This is a genomic window from Salinibacterium sp. ZJ450, from assembly GCF_011751885.2.
Taxonomy (GTDB): domain Bacteria; phylum Actinomycetota; class Actinomycetes; order Actinomycetales; family Microbacteriaceae; genus Ruicaihuangia.
Genome location: NZ_CP061771.1, coordinates 1,792,323 through 1,809,513, shown reverse-complemented (window position 1 = coordinate 1,809,513; position 17,191 = coordinate 1,792,323). Strand labels below are relative to the sequence as shown.

Genomic DNA, 17,191 nt, shown 5'->3' with positions numbered 1-17,191 from the left:
TGCTACCGGCGCTCAATTCTGACCGGCTTAGCCTTGCCGATGTTATGCCAGGTTGTCTTGAGGCGGTCGCGGGGCGGCCGAGTGCTCTGGGCGCGCCGGTTATCGACAAGGCCGTCGTGCTCCTCGCCGACGGACTCGGCGCCGCGGCGCTGAAGGCCAGAAGCGGGCACGCTCGAACACTGGCCGCGGCACTCGTCGGCCCCGCGTCCACGGTCGACGTCGGCTTTCCCACGACGACCGCCGCATCACTGGCCACCCTCACCACCGGCACGGCACCGGGCCAGCATGGACTGGTCGGCTATTCGGTGCTGGACCCGGTCGGCGACCGCGTGGTGAACCAGCTGAATGGCTGGGACGCGCACATCGACCCGTCGGTGTGGCAGTTGGAGCCCACCGTGTTCGAACGGGCCGCCGCCGAGCGGATCGACTCCTTCTCGATCGGCCCCGAACGGTTCCGTCACTCCGGGTTCACCCACGCGGTACTGCGCGGCGCGGTCTACCGGTCGGCAGAGACGATCGCAGATCGGCTGCGGATCGCCCGGCTGACCCTCGACGAGATCGACCGCGGCCTGCTCTACGTCTACGTGCCGGAACTGGACAAGGCGGCCCACGCCTACGGGGTGGAATCGCCCGAATGGACCACCGCGCTCGAAGAACTCGACGGCGCGGTCCGCGACTTCACCTCGTCCTTGCGCGCCAAGGAAGGCCTGATCGTCACCGCCGACCACGGCGTGCTCGACGTGCCAGAGCACGGACACGTGCTCTTCGATCGCAGCCCGCAGCTGGTCGACGGGGTGCGTCATGTGGGCGGAGAACCGCGCTGCCTGCAGCTTTATTGCGAACCGGGAACGGATGTCGCAGCCCTCGCTGCGCGATGGACCGAGAGCGAGGGGTCCCGCGCCTGGATCGCGACCCGTGACGAGGCGATCGCCGCGAACTGGTTTGGCGAGGTCAAGCCAGAGGTGCGCCCCCGTATCGGAGACATCCTGGTCGCCGCCCGCAAGCGGGTCGCCTACTACGACTCACGGTCGCCGCAGTCGCTGCGCGGTCGCGGCATGGTGGGTCAGCACGGCTCGCTGTCGCCGGAGGAGTCACGAGTACCGCTGCTGCGGTTCGGAGCGTTCGCCGCGTAGCCGCCTGCTGTAGAAGCCGGTCCACTCCGCTGGGTGCGCCGAACGCAGCTCAGCGCCGCGCGCGCGGCCCGCAGTTGCAATCACACATGGTCGGGAAGACTTGCGCTACCCGCAGTCGCACGCGCTGGCGATTGTTCAGACGCGAAAGCAACTGTGAGGCGCGCGCTACAAGGATTGCCTGACCGGGAGCAACTCAGGGCCGTGCGCGCCGCCCGAAATCGAGCCACGCGAGCGGCGGATGGCGGCTCGGGGCGTTCGCTGCCTAGCAGCGTGGCCGGGCAGCCGCGTAACAGCGCAGCTGACTGACTGAAGTACGCGAATTGGTTCTTCACCGGGCGCTCGAAGGACAAAACGCCAGACCTCAGGCCCGCGCGCAGCAGATCAGAGCAGATCAGCTCAGGTCGGCTGGCTCAGGCGAGGTCGTCGTCGGAGCGTGCGCCGAAGACGATCTCGTCCCAGCTCGGCATGGCGGCCCGGCCGCGACGACCCGCCTTGGGCGCCGTACCGGTGTGCGACTGCGACTGTGCTTGTGGCGCCTGCCCGTGGGCGATGCCGGACGGGCCGGGCGTCGCCGAGGCGGTGCCCTGCAGCTCGGGGAGTGGCTGGGTTGCCCGCGGCGATCTCGCGGGGGGCTGCAGCTCATCGTCAGCGTTGTACTCATCCAGGGGAACGTCGACCAGGCGGATGCCCGGAGACAGGGTCACCGGTTCCAGCGCGGGCGCGTCGTCGAAGTGCGCAGCCTCTCGTTCACCGCGGCGGCGCCGGAGCGCCTCCAACAGGTCGGCGGTCTGGCTGAGCGATCGTTCCGCCGGCGGCTGGTCGGACCGGGCCGGGGGAGTCGCGTCCCCGTCGTTCAGACCGGCTCCGCCTCGCCGGCTGGCCTCAGCAGCCTGCCGGTTCGCTGCGGGGTGCTGGCTGCGGAAGGTGACCTGTTCGATGATGGGGGTCGAGTCGGCGGTCTCGCCGTCGCTCACCGTGAACGCGCCGCTGTCGAAGCGGGTGCGGTCGGGTGTGCGGTCGTCGCTGGTGACGGCACGCAGGCGCGGGATCAGGGCTCCCTGAGCCCCACCCTGCTGCGACAGGGTGATCGCTTCCGAGTTCAACGGCGCGAGGGCCAGCTTCTTCGGATCGAACTGCCAGCGGGCGTCATGATCGATCTGGTTGGCGGTGAACGACAGCTTGACGATCCAGCCGGACGCTTCCTTCCAGCTCGCCCAGCGTTCACCGGTGGCGCCGAGGTCGCTCAAGCGGTCGCGGATCGCGGAACCGAAGGTGGTGCCGTCGCCGAGCGGATCGGTGTCGATCGCCGTGTGCACCGGCACGTTCAGCGCCGTCCCCACTACGAACTCGCGCTCGGCAACTACCGGGGGCTCGTATTTCTGGATGTGCTCGAGCGAGGCACCGGTGATCGCCGCGACATCCTCAGCGGACATCCCAGCGCGAATGTGCGCCTGGATCTCCCGGGGAGCAAGCTTGCGCCCGGTCCCCGGTTGGGGAGCGACTTGGCGCAACCGCGCCTGCAGCACTTCGTCGATGGCGATTCGATAGCGGCTACCCTCGTCAGAGACGACGAGCAATGCTCCACTCTCGACTCCGATTACTTTCAGGTCCTGCATGCGATGCACCCTCCGGCTCTGGCATTTCGTGGTCAAGGATGGCACGGAGCACGCCGTTTACCGGGAATATCGCGGGCGTGCCGCGAGTTCCCTCGGACAAGGTTCGTGTAGCACTATTTGGGGTTTGCATTCCCCAACTAATTAGTGCAAACTGTGCCCGCCGAATTTCGTTACGACCAGAAGAAGTGGATGGGAATGGCAACCGACTACGATGCCCCCCGTAAGAGCGACGACGACTCAGAGTCGATCGAGGCCCTGAAGGAGCGCGTTCCTGACAAGATGTCGGGGGTCGTGGACGTGGACGACGCCGACAACCCCGGCAGCTTCGAGCTTGCAGGCCAGGACCTCTCCGACCTTGACCTAGATGTGGTCGTGCTGCCCCCGCAGGCCGACGAGTTCACCTGCGTCAACTGTTTCCTCGTGAAACACCGATCGCAGCTAGACCACGAAGAGAAGCTGGGCCCGATCTGCCTGGAGTGCGCCGCCTAAACGAGCTTCGCCTTCGCTTTCGCGATCGCCTGCTCTAGTTCGCGAGGTCGACGAGCGGACACCAGCCAATACGGCGTGGGGTCCTGCTCGTCGATTACCTCGATCTTGACGACGGGCGCCACCCAGCCCCGAATCAACAGCCAGGCCCGCGCGTCCAAGCGCGTGCCGCGTTCGGCGGTTGCGTCCTCGCCCTCGTGCACAGACACCCCGCCGGCCAACTCGATCGGCAGCCGGGCTCGTCCCGCCGCGATCACAGAGTCCGTGACCTCAATCGTCGGCGACGCCACGATCATGAGCACCACGCAGGCCGAATACAACACCACCGCGGTGACCACTCCGGCGACGAGATTGATCGGAAGAAAGACAATCAGGCTCGCCGGAATCACGAGCGCGGTGGCCAGATACATCCAAGGACTTGGCCAGAGGCGCTCGCGGTAGAAGGTCATTGCTCTATTCGATCAGATTTCAGCGTCACCCTCGTGCGGCCGGGTCTTCGTTCTGGACTACCCTCGTTGCGTGACCGATATCGTCGACATCCTTATCAAGAGCGACCACCCGCCCGAGTATGCCCACCCCGGTGACGCCGGCGCAGACCTGCTGTCCACTCGCGACCTCGTGCTGAATCCCGGTGAACGTGCCCTGGTGCCCACCGGAGTGTCGATCGCCCTCCCCGACGGCTATGTCGCGTTCGTCGTGCCCCGCAGCGGACTCGCGAGTCGGCACGGCATCACCATCGTGAACAGTCCGGGAACAGTGGATGCCGGATACCGCGGCGAAATCCAGGTCACCCTGCTCAACACCGACCAGACCGAACCGTATTCGATCAGCGCCGGCGACCGAATCGCCCAGCTCATCGTGATGCCCGTGTCCCGTGCGCGGTTCGTGCCGGTCGACACGCTTCCCGACAGCGCCCGCGGCGAGGGCGGCTTCGGCTCAACCGGATACACGGCAGACAAGGCAGGAGCAACCGCGTGAGCGACACCCCCGAAATCGATGGCACCGCTGAAACCGAGGTTCCGCAGGATCCGGAGAAGTCCGCGCCAGCCGACCGCGCCGACGCCGGCCCGCTGGATGAGGACGAGGCCAACGCGGTACGACCGTACGTCGACCTCGGCGGAGTGAAGATCCTGCCACGGCCCGAACTGCAGCTGCGCCTCGAGGTCGAGGAAGGCACCAAGCGCGTCGTTGCCGTTGGCCTCGACTACGCCGGCTCCACCCTGCAGGTGCAGCCGTTCGCGGCGCCCCGCTCCAGCGGTCTCTGGCACGAGATCCGCGGCCAGATCGCCGAGCAGATCAAGAAGCAGGGTGGCAAGACCACCGAGCAGCCCGGCCCGTTCGGTCCGGAACTGCTGGCCGAGATCCCCGTCGTGGCGGGCGCCCAGCCCGGCGGCAGCCGCATCGCCCGGTTCATCGGGGTGGACGGGCCACGCTGGTTCCTGCGCGGCGTCATCGCCGGCGAGGGGGCCGTCAACAAGGAGGCCGCCGAGAAGATCGAGGACCTGTTCCGCAGCATCGTCGTGGTGCGCGGCAACACGCCCATGCCGCCGCGCGACCTGATCCCGCTGCGGATGCCCACCAGCAGCTCCGGCCAGCCACCCGCCGCCGGCCCCGTCCAGGTCTAGGCAGCCCATCGTGACCGACAGCACCAATCCGGAACCTCCGAAGGAGCCGAGCCTCGCCGAGGCGCTGAGCACCGCTGCCCGCAAGTCGGCGTTCGCGCATGTGCCGCCGGGGGAGACCCCGACCGTGCGCGCGCTGCTCGCCGCGATCGGCGGAGTGCGCGGCCTCGTCGAGGCGCTGCTGCCCGGCCTGATGTTCCTGATCGTTTACACGATCACGCAGCAACTCGTCCCGTCCGTGCTCACCCCGGTCATCATCGCGATCGGGTTCGTCGTCGCCCGCCTGGTGATGCGCAGCACGGTGATGCCGGCGATCGCCGGGGTGATCGGCGTCGCGGCATCCGCCGGAGTGGCGCTCTGGTCTGGGCAGGCCGAGGACAACTTCGTACTCGGCTTCTTCATTAATGCCGCCTCGATTCTCGGCCTGCTGATCAGCCTCGCCGTGCGCTGGCCGCTGATCGGCGTCATCGTCGGGCTGCTCACCGGGGACGTCTCCGACTGGCGGCAGGACAAGGCCAAGTTCCGCATCGCCGTGATCACCACGGTGATGTGGGTCGGCGTGTTCGCGCTGCGGCTCGCGGTTCAGGTGCCGCTGTATCTGGCCTCGCAGACGCAGGCCCTCGCCGCCACCAAACTCATCATGGGCGTGCCGTTCTACGCGGCGATGCTGTGGGTGACCTGGCTGCTGGTGCGCGCCGCATACACGCCGGAAAAAGAACAGCACTGACACCTCCCACGCTGCTATATTTATCTTGACATCAAGATAAATAGGCAACCGTCCGCTCCGACCCCACCGGTCGCGGGCGATGGCAACAGGCTTAGGCTTGCCTTGCTGGCATGCGCCGTCGCGCACCGGCAAGGATGAGTACCAAGTCAGCAAGGGAGACGACACAGTGTCGAGTATCAACAGCTTCGGTTCTCAAGACACCCTCACGGTCGGTGATACCGACTATCAGGTGTTCCGCGTCGACAAGGTCGCCGGATACGACAAGCTTCCGTTCAGCCTCAAGGTTCTGCTCGAGAACCTGCTCCGCACCGAAGACGGTGCGAACGTGACCAAGGCGCAGATCGAGGCCCTCGGATCGTGGGTTCCCACGGCCGAGCCCGACACCGAGATCCAGTTCACCCCGGCCCGCGTGGTCATGCAGGACTTCACCGGCGTGCCCTGCATCGTCGACCTCGCCACCATGCGTGAGGCTGTCGCCACCCTCGGCGGCGACCCGAACAAGATCAACCCGCTGGCCCCGGCCGAGCTCGTGATCGACCACTCCGTGATCGCCGACCTCTTCGGCACCGAGAACGCCCTCGAGCGCAACGTCGAGATCGAGTACGAGCGCAACGGTGAGCGCTACCAGTTCCTGCGCTGGGGACAGACCGCGTTTGACGACTTCAAGGTCGTCCCGCCGGGAACCGGCATCGTGCACCAGGTCAACATCGAATACCTGGCCCGCGTCACCTTCACCCGCACCGTCGACGGCGTGCTCCGCGCCTACCCCGACACCCTCGTCGGCACCGACTCGCACACCACCATGGTCAACGGCCTCGGTGTGCTGGGCTGGGGCGTCGGCGGCATCGAAGCCGAAGCCGCCATGCTCGGCCAGCCCGTCTCGATGCTGATCCCCAAGGTGGTCGGCTTCAAGCTGAAGGGCTCCATCCCCTCCGGCGTCACCGCGACCGACGTCGTGCTCACCATCACGCAGATGCTGCGCAAGCACGGCGTGGTCGGCAAGTTCGTCGAGTTCTACGGCGAAGGCGTCGCCCAGGTGCCGCTCGCCAACCGCGCCACCATCGGCAACATGAGCCCCGAGTTCGGCTCCACCGCGGCGATGTTCCCGATCGATGACGTGACCCTCGACTACCTGCGGCTCACCGGCCGCAGCGAAGAGCAGGTCCAGCTCGTCGAGGCCTACTCCAAGCTGCAGAAGCTGTGGCACGACCCCGCCGTCGAGCCCACCTTCAGCGAGTACCTCGAACTCGACCTCGCCACGGTGGTGCCGTCGATCGCCGGCCCGAAGCGCCCGCAGGACCGCGTCGAGCTGAGCCTCGCCAAGTCGCAGTTCGAGAAGGACCTCGTTGACTACGCGACGGTCGAGCACGACCTGGTCGACCTCGAGGTCGCCGAGTCGTTCCCGGCATCCGACCCGCCCTCGAACACGCCAGAGGACGAGCACAGCCACCACCACCACACGCACCGCAGCCACGCGCCGTCGACCGTGTCCCGTCCGACCGACATCCGCACCAAGGACGGCAAGGCGTACACCATCGACCACGGCGCCGTCGCGGTTGCCGCGATCACGTCGTGCACCAACACCTCGAACCCGAGCGTCATGCTCGCGGCCGGCCTGCTGGCACGCAACGCGGTGAAGAAGGGCCTCAAGTCCAAGCCGTGGGTGAAGACCACACTGGCCCCCGGCTCGAAGGTCGTCACCGACTACTACGCCAAGGCCGGACTCACCGATGACCTGGAAGCCCTCGGCTTCTACACCGTCGGCTACGGCTGCACGGTCTGCATCGGCAACACCGGACCGCTGATCGACGAGGTGACCGACGCGATCAACCAGAACGACCTCGCCGTCACCGCGGTGCTCTCGGGCAACCGCAACTTCGAGGGCCGCATCAGCCCCGACGTGAAGATGAACTACCTCGCCAGCCCGCCGCTGGTGATCGCGTACGCCCTGGCCGGGTCGATGAACTTCGACTTCGAGAAGGACGCGCTCGGTGTGGACACCGAGGGTAACGACGTGTTCCTGAAGGACATCTGGCCGGATGCCGCGGAGGTGCAGTCCACGATCGACTCGTCGATCGACACCGCGATGTTCACCAAGGAGTACGGCGAGGTCTTCGAGGGCGACGAGCGCTGGCGTTCACTGCCGACGCCCGACAGCGAGGTGTTCGAGTGGGATCCCGCATCGACCTACGTGCGGAAGCCCCCGTACTTCGACGGGATGACGCTGGAGACCACCCCGGTCGCCGACATCAGCGGCGCCCGCGTGCTCGCCAAGCTCGGCGACTCCGTCACCACCGACCACATCAGCCCCGCCGGCAACATCAAGGCGGACAGCCCGGCCGGCCAGTACCTCGCCGAGCACGGCATCGACCGCAAGGACTTCAACTCCTACGGCTCGCGCCGCGGCAACCACGAGGTGATGATCCGCGGAACCTTCGCGAACATCCGCCTGAAGAACCAGCTGTTGGACGGCGTCGAGGGCGGCTACACCCGCGACTTCACCCAGCCGGATGCTCCGCAGTCGTTCATCTACGACGCCAGCCAGAACTACCAGGCCGGCGGCACCCCGCTGGTCGTGCTCGGCGGCAAGGAATACGGCTCCGGCTCGTCGCGTGACTGGGCTGCCAAGGGAACCAGCCTGCTCGGCGTCAAGGCCGTCATCACCGAGAGCTTCGAGCGGATCCACCGCTCGAACCTGATCGGAATGGGCGTTGTGCCGCTGCAGTTCCCGGCGGGCGAGAGCTGGGAGTCGCTCGGACTCGACGGCACCGAGATCATCAGCATCTCGGGACTCACCGAACTGAACGAGGGCCGCACGCCCAAGACAGTTCACGTCACCGCCGAACCGAGCGAGCACTCGCCGGCCGGCAAGCAGACCATCGAGTTCGACGCGGTGGTTCGCATCGACACCCCCGGTGAGGCGGACTACTACCGCAATGGCGGCATCCTGCAGTACGTCCTCAGGAGCCTCGTCTAGAGTTCTCCGTTATGACCTTGCTCGAGAACATTCACGGACCCCGTGATCTCGACGGACTCTCCTCCGCGCAGCTGGATCAGCTCGCGGAGGAGATCCGGCATTTCCTGGTGGCCGAAGTCTCCAAGACCGGCGGACACCTTGGCCCGAATTTGGGCGTCGTCGAACTGACGATCGCGATCCACCGCATCTTCCATTCGCCGCGCGACGCGATCATCTTCGACACCGGCCACCAGAGCTACGTGCACAAACTGCTGACCGGTCGTCAGGACTTCGCACGGCTCCGGCAGCAGGGTGGCCTTGCCGGCTACCCGCAACGCTCCGAGTCCGAGCATGACATCGTCGAATCGTCACACGCCTCCAGCTCGCTGAGCTGGGCTGACGGCATCTCCCGTGCCTTCGAGATGACCGGGCAGGATGACCGCCACGTGGTGGCGGTGGTCGGCGACGGTGCGCTCACCGGCGGCATGACCTGGGAGGCGCTGAACAACATCAGTGATGACAACTCGCGCAAGCTGGTGATCATCCTGAACGACAACGGGCGCTCATACGCGCCCACCATCGGTGGGATGGCTCGCTTCCTGAACAGTGTCCGCACCCGGCGCAGCTACCGCAGCCTGTACCTGAGCAGCCGACGCGCGTTCGACCACCTCGGCAGCCCGGGACGAGCGATCTACCGCGGTGTGCGAGGCGGCCTGCACGGTTTCCTCAGCAAGGTGACGAACTACCAGGGCCTGTATTCGAACCTGGACATCAAGTACATCGGCCCCGTCGACGGGCACGATCTGGGCGCCCTGACCGAGGCGCTGACCCAGGCCAAGAACTACGAGGCACCGGTGATCGTGCACGTCATCACCCGCAAGGGCGAAGGCTACGAACCGGCGATGGCGGATGTCGCGGACCAGTTCCACGCCGTCGGGCAGATCGACCCCGAGACCGGAGAACCGATCGACACCGGCAACAAGCCGTCCTGGACGTCGGTGTTCGCCGACGAGATCGTGGCCCTGGCCGAGAAGAATCCGCGGATCGTGGGCATCACTGCGGCCATGCTGCGACCCACCGGTCTGCACAAGCTCGCCGAGCGGTTCCCGGACAGGGTGCTCGACGTCGGCATTGCCGAACAGCACGCCGTGACCTCGGCGGCCGGGCTGGCGTTCGGTGGCCTGCATCCGGTTGTCGCCCTGTACGCCACCTTCATGAACCGGGCATTCGACCAGGTGTTGATGGATGTCGCGCTGCACAAGGCCGGCGTCACGTTCGTGCTCGACCGGGCCGGGGTGACCGGACCGGACGGGCCGAGCCACCACGGAATGTGGGACCTGGCCCTGCTGCAGGTGATCCCGAACATTCAGATCGCGGCGCCCCGCGACGCGGTGGCGTTGCGCGAGCAACTGGGTGAGGCCGTGGCGGTGGAGAACGCTCCCACCGTCGTGCGTTTCGCCAAGGGCACCGTCGGCGACGAATACCCCGCCATTCGCCGAACCGCAGACGGCGTCGACGTGCTGCGGGAATCCGCGCATCAGGACGTGCTGATCATCACGGTCGGCTCCATGGCCAAGCTCGGTCTCGACGTCGCCGAACGGCTGTCCGCGCAGGGCATCGGCGCCACCGTTGTCGACCCGCGCTGGGTGATTCCGGTGCCGGGCAGCATCGTCGGCTTCGCCCGGGAGCACCGCATCGTGATCTCGATCGAGGACGGCGTGCGGGTGGCGGGCATCGGCACGCGGATCCGCCAGGACCTGCGCGCCGCCGGGGTGGACACCGCGGTCACCGAGTTGGGGCTGCCCGACCGGTTCATCGACCACGCCTCCCGGAACGAGATCCTCGAGGAGGTCGGGCTCACCGCGGAGACCATCGCCCGTGACGTGGTGGAGCAGGTGCTCGGCACCCGGATTCCGATCGCCCGGCCGCTGACGGCCGAAGAGGCCGCGATCCACCCGGTGACGGGGCCGATCAGCACCGCGACCTAACGCCGCCGCATCGAGAACCTGCGGCATCCCGAGCCTGCGCCACCCGCTGGATCAGCCGGTGGCGCAGGCTCGATCCGTTACTCGACGCCCTTGATCGGCGGGTGGTGGAAGGTGTCGCCGAACACCCGCTCCGACGCCCCGACCCGGTCGAGGTAGGGCGTGATGCCGCCCATCTGGAACGGCCAGCCGGCGCCGAGCAGCATGCACAGGTCGATGTCCTCCGCTGCGGCAACCACGCCGTCGTCGAGCATCCGCTTGATCTCATCCGCCAGTCCGTCTTCGAGCCGACCGAGGATCTGCGCCTCGGTCATCGGCGTGGTGCCGCCCTTCACGAACTCGGCGGCCTTCTTGTCCACGCCCTTGATGCGACCCTTGGCGTCGCGCTCGAAGATGCGCCCGTGCTCGGCGAGCCGGTGCAGGTTGCTACTCTCGAAGAACCGCTCGGGGAACGCGGCGTGGTGGGTATCGAGCACGTGCGCGCCGACCTTGAGGCCGACGAGCTCGAGCAGCTCGAACGCCGTCATCGGCAACCCGAGCGGGGCGATGGCGGCATCGACGGTCTCGAACGGCGTGCCGGTGTCGACCGCGTGCATGGCTTCACCGAGCAGCTTCGCCAGGATGCGGTTCACCACGAAGCCAGGCGTGTCGGCCGTGATCACCGCGTTCTTCTTCAGCTTCGCCGCGGTCACCATGGCGGTACTGAGCGCCGCGTCGCTGGTCTGCGGTGTCTTCACCACCTCGATCAGCGGCATCACCGCCACCGGGTTGAAGAAGTGGAATCCGACCAGGCGTTCCGGATGCGCGAGCTTCGCGCCGATCTGCTCGACCGACAGCGACGACGTGTTCGTGGCGAGGATGGCATCCGGCGCGATGTAGCGCTCGATCTCGGCGAAGACGTCTTGCTTCACGGTGAGCTCCTCGAACACCGCCTCGATCACCCAGTCGCAGTCCGCGAAGTCGGCCCGGTTGGTGGTGCCGGAGACGAGCGCCCGCAACCGGTTCGCCTCATCCTGGTTGATGCGACCCTTCGCCAGGAGGGCGTCGATCTCGCCTCGGATGTGCTCGATTCCCTTGTCCACGCGCGCCTGGTCGAGGTCGGTGATCACCACCGGCACCTTCAGCCGGCGCACGAAGAGCAGCGCGAACTGGCTGGCCATCAGGCCTGCGCCGATCACCCCGACCTTCGTCACCGGTCGTGCGAGTTCCTTGTCCGGCGCTCCCGCCGGCCGTTTGGCGCGCTTCTGCACCAGGTTGAACGCGTAGATGCTCGCCCGGAACTGGTCGCCGGCGATCAGCTCGGCCAGCACCGCGTCCTCCGCCGCGAAGCCGGTCTGCTTGTCGGTGTTCTTGGCCGCCTTCAGCAGGTCGAGCGCCCGGTACGGTGACTTCGCCACGGTGCCGATCTTCGACTCGAGCGACTTCCGGGCGATGCCGATCGCGGCATCCCACTTGACCGCCCGTTCGATTTTGCCCGGTTGGTTCGGTCGCTTCACCTTGATCGTGCCCGAGAGCACGCCGTCCGCCCACCGGATCGAGTCCTCCAGGAAGTTCGCGGGGCTGAACAGCACGTCGGCGATGCCGAGCTCCAGCGCTTCGGCCGCGCTCAGCGTGCGGTTGTTCTTCAGCGGGTTCTCAATGATCACCTTGAGCGCGTTCTCGATGCCGATCAGGTTCGGCAGCAGCCACGCACCGCCCCAGCCAGGAACGAGGCCGAGGAAGACCTCCGGTAGGGCGAGCGCGGCGGTGGAGCTGTCGATCGTGCGGTAGTTCGCGTTCAGCGCGATCTCCAGGCCGCCGCCGAGCGCCAGCCCGTTGATGAACACAAACGAAGGCACACCGAGCTCGTCGAGCTTGCCGAGGGCGTAGTGGCCGAGCTGGCCCAGTTGCAGGCCGACGTCGCGGTTCTGGATGTCGCCGACCCTCGACAGGTCGGCGCCGGCGGCCAGGATGAACGGCTTGCCGGTCACCGCGACCGCGGCGATCTCGCGGCGCGCGGCGCGCTCGGCGAGGGCGTCGAGGGTGTTCGCGAACTCGATCATGGCCTCGGGGCCCAGCGTGGTCGGCCTGGTGTGGTCACGACCGTTGTCGAGCGTCACCAGCGCGAGCGTCTTGCCACCGGACAGCGGCACGTCGCGAACATAAGAATGGCTGACGACTTCGTCGTCGGAGAGCACGCGGAGTTCAGCGAACCGGGCGGCCGGTGTGGCGATCGTCATTACTTCGTTCCCTTGCTCTGTGCGCGCTCGGCACGCTTGCTGTAGTGCGGGTTCTCCCAGATCACCGAGCCGCCCTGACCGAGGCCGACACACATGGCGGTCAGGCCGTACTGCACCTCTGGGTGTTCCTCGAACTGCCGGGCGAGCTGGATCATCAGGCGCACACCCGATGAGGCCAGCGGATGACCGACGGCAATGGCACCGCCCCACGGATTCACCCGGGGGTCGTCATCGGCGATCCCGAAGTGGTCGAGCAGCGACAGCACCTGCACGGCGAACGCCTCGTTCAACTCGAACAGCCCGATGTCCTCGATCGTGAGGCCGGCCTTCCTCAACGCCTTCTCGGTGCTCGGCACCGGGCCGATGCCCATGATCTCTGGCTCGACTCCGGCGTAGGCAAAGCTCACCATGCGCATCTTCGGCTGAAGGCCGAATTCCTTCACCGCGTCGCCGCTGGCGATGAGTGACGCGGTCGCGCCGTCGTTCAACCCTGAGGAGTTACCGGCGGTGACGCGGCCGTGCGGCCGGAACGGCGTCTTGAGCCCGGCAAGCCCCTCCAGCGTGGTGTCCGGACGCATGGCCTCGTCGCGGGTGGCCAGACCCCAGCCCTCGGAACTGCGGATGGCGACCGGAACGAGGTCGGGCTGGATCTTTCCGGCGTCGTAGGCGGCCGCGGTCTTGTGCTGGCTCGCCATCGCGAAGCGGTCGGCGCGCTCCTTGGTGAGTTCGGGGAACCGGTCGTGGATGCGCTCGGCCGTGTTGCCCATGTTCAGGGCATCCTCGCTCACCAGTCGCTCCGCCAGGAACCGCGGGTTCGGGTCGGCGCCGGCGCCCATCGGGTGCCGGCCCATGTGCTCCACACCGCCGGCGATCGCCAGGTCATAGGCGCCGAAGGCGATGGCCCCACCCACGCTGGTGACGCTGGTCATCGCCCCGGCACACATCCGGTCGATGGCGTAGCCGGGAACGCTGCGGGGGAGTCCGGACAGCAACGCGGCGGTGCGCCCGATGGTCAGACCCTGGTCGCCCTGCTGAGTGGTCGCGGCGATCGCCACGTCGTCGACGCGATCCGCCGGAACGGAGGGGTTTCTCGCCAGCACACCGGTGATCGCCTTGACCACAAGGTCGTCAGCGCGTGTCTGCCAGAACATCCCCTTCTCGCCGGCTCTGCCGAACGGCGTCCTCATGCCGTCTACGAAGAAAACTTCTGTTCTTTCAGCCACGTTGCCTCCCAGAGAATGGATGTCGCATCCGATCCTAGGCAGCAGCCGCTGACCGCAAGGGTTAGTTGACTCTTCCTACGAATCGTTTTCGACAGCGAGTTCAACCACTTGGCTGGCATCGACAAAGGCTTCAACGATTAGGTGTGCAGTTGCCTCAATCTGCCAGCGTCGCGCGCCGAGGTCTTCGAGCGCGGATTCGACCGCCTCGCGGCTGACCGGCTGCGGCGGTTGCCAGGCGATGCGGCGCAGCGTGTCGGGGGTGAGCACGTTCTCGACGGGAATCGCCAACTCGTCGGAGAGCTCGGCGATCGCGGCGCGCGCCAGCTTGAGGCGCTTGTCCGCCTCCGGATTCTTCTCGGACCAGGCCCGCGGCGGCGGCAGCGTATCGGTGGCCGCCCGCAGCACCGGCAGGTCCTCGGTGGTGAGCCCGCGCTCGGCGGCCTCCCACCAGCGGTCGAGCTGGCTGCGGCTGGCCCGTCCGCTGAACTCCTTGAGCGCGGCGAGGTCACGCTTGGTTTCCGGGAGCGCCTTCGCCGCGGCGACGATGGACGCGTCCGGCACCAGGCGGCCAGGTGCGACGTCGATCTCCCTGGCGTAGTCATCGCGCGCCTGCCAGAGCTCGCGGGCGACCGCCAGATTGCGGGTGCCGCGGATCGAGTGCACCCCGGACAACCGCCGCCACGGCTCGCTTCTGACAATGCGGAAGTCACGCGCCAGCGTCGCCGCGAACTCTTCGGCGGCAATCGTCGTCTTGTTTGCCTCATCCAGCAGCTTCTGGATGGCGTCCCGGAGGTCTGGCAGCAATTCCACGTCGAGCGCGGCGTACACCAGCCATGGGTGCGGCAACGGCCGGGTCGACCAGTCCGCCGCGGAGTGCTCCTTGGCCAGGTGGATGCCGAGCAGCTCTTCGACCACGGTGCCGAGGCCGACCCTGGGCAGTCCGAGCAGACGGGCGGCCAGCTCGGTGTCGAACAGCCGCGGCGGGTTGAGGCCGACCTCGCGGAGGCAGGTGAGGTCCTGGCTTGCCGCGTGCAGGATCCACTCGACATCACCGATTGCGTCGTTGAGCTCGCGGAAGTCGCCGATCGCCGGCGGGTCGAACAGGAAGGTGCCGGCGCCGCGCCGGAACACCTGAATCAGGTAGGCGCGCTGGGAGTATTTGAACCCTGACGCGCGTTCCGCGTCGATGCCGATCGGGCCGTGGCCCGCGCGGATCAGCTCGACCGCCTCGAGGTACTGATCACGCGAATCGATTACCGAGATCGTGCCGTGCGGGGCGCTATCTTTCACCACGGGCCATTCGGCGGGCTGACAACAAACTCACTCCTTCTGGGGCCGGTGGCAACCCGGCCAGCATGCACAACAACTCACACCAGCCTTCCACATGTGCGGTGAGCGACGTGTCATCGGGGGTCCACGATGCCCGCAACTCGAGTTGAGCGCCGCTGCCCTGGGACGCGAGTTCGCCGTAGCCGGTGGACAGCACTTTCGTGGCCGTGCCCGACGCCGAGTGGTACGCGGCACCGCGGGAGGCCAGGGCGTCGACGAGCCACGACCAGGCGACATCCGCGGTGAACGGGTCAAGGGCGAGCTCGATCTCGAGCGGGGCCTGGGCGAAGCAGACGACGCGCAGGCTGCCACCCCAGGCCTCGGGCTCCGCCGGGTCGTAGAGCAGCACGAAACGCCCGGTGCCAAGATCTGCCTCGGCATGGTGGGCGGCGGTCACATCCGCCGCCAGCGCAATCGAGTATGGTGCGAGAGAACCGGGTGAGGGAATTTCGGTGACCGTCAATTCATCACGCACGGTCGCACGCCGCACCGCGTCTAACGCGGCACTGAACGGAGCGGGCAACGCTGCTCCTGCTGGGGTATCAGGCACAGCTGCAGACTATGGTTCTTTGGTATTTTCATGGAAGAGGCTCGCCGTTCCGCGAGTCAGGCAGGGGAGGTACCGGATGGTCCGCGACCGAGCTCCGCGATTGCGCCCTGCTCGGTCCACGCGCCAGCGTGCCATCCTCGCCGTGTCGCTGATCGGCGGCGGCGCGGCCGTGTTCACCGCGGTGAGTGCCGCCGTCAGCGCCATCTTCGTGGCCCGCAAGGTGATCACACCCCCGAAGAAGACGATCGAAGACGTCGTGATCTACGACGTGAACCTGCCGGCGGGCACCATCTCCCTTGCCCGCACCCCCGACTCCGTCGTCGACGGCACCTACAGTTTCTGGTTCAACCACAACCGCATGCACGTGCGCGTCGGCGAGGTGATCGTGCGCACCGAGAAAACGGTGGTGCGCCGGCTGGTCGACGTCGATCCGACCGGTCGGGATGCCGCCGCGGCCGCCCTCGTGTCGGCACGCCGCGGGAGGTTGGGCGCCTGGGTGTACCTGCATCCGGACGATCTTGGTGTGGCCTACGAGGACGTGTCCATCCAGACCACCCTGGGGCCGGCTCCGGCGTGGCTGATCCGCGCCGGCACTGACACTGACACTGACACCGGCGACGACACCGCAGACAACACCGACCGGTGGGTGATTCAGGTTCACGGTCGCGGCGTGCGCCGGCAGGAGTGCCTGCGCGCGGTGCCGGTGTTCCGTGCGGCCGGGTACACGTCCCTGCTGATCTCGTACCGCAACGACACCGACGCACCGAACAGCGACGACGGCCTGTACGCCCTCGGCGCGATCGAGTGGCTCGACGTGGAGGCGGCAATCCGATACGCGCTCGACAACGGCGCTCGCGAGATCGTGCTGATGGGCTGGTCGATGGGCGGCGCCCTGGTGCTGCAGGCGCTGTCCCGGTCGGAGCTGTCCCATGCGGTGCGGGGAATCGTGCTGGAGTCGCCGGTGGTGGACTGGGTGACCACACTCCACTACCAGGCCGACGTGCTGCATGTTCCCCCGCTGATCCGGGAGGCGGCGCTGTCGGTGATCAGCACCCGGTGGAGCAGACGCCTGACCGGTCAACAGGAGGCGATCGACTTCAGCAGGCTTGACTTCGTGCGCCGCGCCAGCGAACTCGACAAGCCGATCCTGCTGCTGCACAGCGACGACGACGGCTTCGTGCCGTCAACCGCGTCGCGGGCGCTGGCGGCGTCCCGCCCCGACATCGTCAGCTATTGGCCCTGGCACACGGCCAGGCACACGCGCCTGTGGAACTTCCATCGCGAACGGTGGAACGCCGAGATCACGACGTGGCTGGAGCGGCTGCACCGAGCCGAGTAAGCCGCC

14 protein-coding genes are annotated in these 17,191 nt (G+C 67.3%); 8 read left to right on the top strand and 6 right to left on the bottom strand.

Annotation, left to right across the window (positions count from 1 at the left end; all coding sequences use genetic code 11):
- Positions 1-44: 44 nt before the first annotated feature.
- Entirely contained in the window at positions 45-1,133 is a 1,089-nt protein-coding gene (locus HCT51_RS08570) for an alkaline phosphatase family protein (RefSeq protein WP_224760739.1), read from the top strand.
- A 410-nt stretch (positions 1,134-1,543) separates the two neighbouring features.
- Here the strand turns inward: HCT51_RS08570 and sepH are convergent, their stop codons facing one another.
- Positions 1,544-2,749, bottom strand: coding sequence for a septation protein SepH (gene sepH / locus HCT51_RS08565; protein ID WP_166871715.1), 1,206 nt, complete (start codon positions 2,747-2,749; stop codon positions 1,544-1,546).
- Between the two features lie 195 nt (positions 2,750-2,944).
- Here sepH and HCT51_RS08560 point away from each other — a divergent pair, with 195 nt between their 5' ends.
- The gene (locus HCT51_RS08560; protein ID WP_166871718.1) at positions 2,945-3,238 is read left to right on the top strand and encodes a DUF4193 domain-containing protein; all 294 of its coding nucleotides are present in this window, start codon (positions 2,945-2,947) and stop codon (positions 3,236-3,238) included.
- On the opposite strand, the gene HCT51_RS08555 is transcribed toward HCT51_RS08560, so the two are convergent.
- Entirely contained in the window at positions 3,235-3,684 is a 450-nt protein-coding gene (locus HCT51_RS08555) for a DUF3093 domain-containing protein (protein WP_166871721.1), read from the bottom strand. The two genes, HCT51_RS08560 and HCT51_RS08555, sit on opposite strands and share 4 nt — an antisense overlap.
- 70 nt (positions 3,685-3,754) lie before the next feature.
- Between HCT51_RS08555 and dut the strand changes: the two genes are divergently transcribed.
- The 5 genes from dut to dxs all read left to right on the top strand — a co-directional run bounded on the left by dut (position 3,755) and on the right by dxs (position 10,528).
- Complete coding sequence (gene dut, locus HCT51_RS08550) at positions 3,755-4,213, top strand: dUTP diphosphatase (RefSeq protein WP_166871725.1); 459 nt, start codon at positions 3,755-3,757, stop codon at positions 4,211-4,213.
- A complete protein-coding gene (locus HCT51_RS08545; protein WP_208322703.1) occupies positions 4,210-4,860 on the top strand; it encodes a DUF3710 domain-containing protein in 651 nt (216 codons plus the stop codon). Before dut ends, HCT51_RS08545 begins: the two co-directional genes overlap by 4 nt.
- Positions 4,861-4,870: 10 nt before the next feature.
- Positions 4,871-5,584, top strand: coding sequence for a DUF3159 domain-containing protein (locus HCT51_RS08540; protein WP_224760738.1), 714 nt, complete (start codon positions 4,871-4,873; stop codon positions 5,582-5,584).
- Between the two features lie 166 nt (positions 5,585-5,750).
- On the top strand, positions 5,751-8,561 hold the full coding sequence (gene acnA / locus HCT51_RS08535) for an aconitate hydratase AcnA (protein WP_166871727.1): 2,811 nt from the start codon (positions 5,751-5,753) through the stop codon (positions 8,559-8,561).
- Between the two features lie 11 nt (positions 8,562-8,572).
- Entirely contained in the window at positions 8,573-10,528 is a 1,956-nt protein-coding gene (dxs, locus tag HCT51_RS08530) for a 1-deoxy-D-xylulose-5-phosphate synthase (protein ID WP_166871730.1), read from the top strand.
- 77 nt (positions 10,529-10,605) lie between these two features.
- Here dxs and HCT51_RS08525 read toward each other — a convergent pair whose 3' ends face one another.
- The 4 genes from HCT51_RS08525 to HCT51_RS08510 form a co-directional block, all read right to left on the bottom strand.
- Positions 10,606-12,744: a 3-hydroxyacyl-CoA dehydrogenase NAD-binding domain-containing protein gene (locus tag HCT51_RS08525; protein ID WP_166871733.1), complete on the bottom strand. Its 2,139-nt coding sequence runs from the start codon at positions 12,742-12,744 to the stop codon at positions 10,606-10,608.
- Positions 12,744-13,967: a thiolase family protein gene (locus HCT51_RS08520; protein ID WP_166871736.1), complete on the bottom strand. Its 1,224-nt coding sequence runs from the start codon at positions 13,965-13,967 to the stop codon at positions 12,744-12,746. The genes HCT51_RS08525 and HCT51_RS08520 overlap by 1 nt, the downstream gene beginning before the upstream one ends.
- Positions 13,968-14,042: 75 nt before the next feature.
- Positions 14,043-15,260, bottom strand: a complete 1,218-nt coding sequence (locus tag HCT51_RS08515) for an HRDC domain-containing protein (RefSeq protein WP_166871739.1) — start codon at positions 15,258-15,260, stop codon at positions 14,043-14,045.
- Positions 15,247-15,846: a DUF3000 domain-containing protein gene (locus HCT51_RS08510; RefSeq protein WP_166871742.1), complete on the bottom strand. Its 600-nt coding sequence runs from the start codon at positions 15,844-15,846 to the stop codon at positions 15,247-15,249. Before HCT51_RS08510 ends, HCT51_RS08515 begins: the two co-directional genes overlap by 14 nt.
- A 76-nt stretch (positions 15,847-15,922) precedes the next feature.
- Between HCT51_RS08510 and HCT51_RS08505 the strand changes: the two genes are divergently transcribed.
- Complete coding sequence (locus tag HCT51_RS08505) at positions 15,923-17,185, top strand: alpha/beta hydrolase family protein (protein ID WP_166871744.1); 1,263 nt, start codon at positions 15,923-15,925, stop codon at positions 17,183-17,185.
- The last annotated feature ends 6 nt before the right edge of the window (positions 17,186-17,191 follow it).